The sequence below is a fragment of the Candidatus Dorea massiliensis AP6 genome (assembly GCF_964245105.1).
In the GTDB taxonomy this organism is placed as follows: Bacteria; Bacillota; Clostridia; order Lachnospirales; family Lachnospiraceae; genus Laedolimicola; species Laedolimicola intestinihominis.
Window position 1 is genome coordinate 1 of sequence record NZ_CAXTKW010000045.1, and the last position, 928, is coordinate 928.

General features: G+C 53.6%; 2 protein-coding genes. Both read right to left on the bottom strand.

Annotated features, from left to right (window positions below):
- The coding region (locus ACESZP_RS17915; RefSeq protein WP_499709949.1) for a relaxase/mobilization nuclease domain-containing protein at positions 1-510 on the bottom strand (510 nt) is incomplete at its 3' end.
- A 79-nt stretch (positions 511-589) separates the two neighbouring features.
- Entirely contained in the window at positions 590-880 is a 291-nt protein-coding gene (locus ACESZP_RS17920) for a CD1845 family protein (protein WP_009901657.1), read from the bottom strand.
- Positions 881-928 lie beyond the last annotated feature (48 nt).

Genomic DNA, 928 nt, shown 5'->3' on the forward strand with positions numbered 1-928 from the left:
CTTCGGGTTCTCCACGATGGACAGCCCGTTTTCAAGGCACAGCCTGTCAGAGAGCCGCCGAAGGGCGAAGCTGGAGCCCCAAAAATTTCGGAATTTCCGGGTGCAGTCAAGGGTGGTGGAGTTGTAATAAATGTGACAATGGATGTGCTGCTTATCGGTGTGCGTGGTAACGATAAAAGCGTGCCGCCCCTTTGTCCAGCGCATAGCCAGCTCATAGCCGATACGGTTCGCCTCCTTCGGGGTGATCTCGCCCGGATAGAAGGATTGTCGTATCTGATAGCACAGCACATTATTTTCTTTCTTCTGTTCCCGGCCCGTCATAGCGGCATAGCTGGCCTTTGCCAAAAGGAACTCGTCCGCCACGGTGGCCGGATCACATTCATAAGCGGAGATATACTTTCCGCTTTCTGTTTTCTCCGGGTCCTTGCCATAGTCCAGACAATCCCGGATAGCCTCAGCAATCGTTTCGCCTTCGCCCGCATGGCGCTGTAACAAAGTTGTGGTAGCCAAAAATCATTCCTCCTTTCCATGAGAAAGGGGCGGCCCATTCAGACCGCCCCGACTTCGGGCCAGTATGGCCCGAGGCTGCTTAACTTGCCAGAAACCGGTACAGAGCGGATTTGCCTCCGTCCAGCGCCCAAAGAAGGGAGCCCGCCGCCGCTTGCAGTCCATACGGCGAAAGAAGGAAGGCAAGAAACAGAAATACAATCCCGCCTATGGGCGTCGGCGTGAAAAAGAGAGCGACACCCAGCACCGCCAGGATCACAGAGGCAATCGTCAGCAGGACGGCACAAATATCAAACAGGAACACCAGCAGAGCCGCCAGAAGGGACAACGCTAAAGCAAAGGGAGCAACCAATATTTTCAGCAGTATCTTCATCTTCAAAACCTCCTTTATCTATCCTTCCTACCTCTATTTTATCATGCC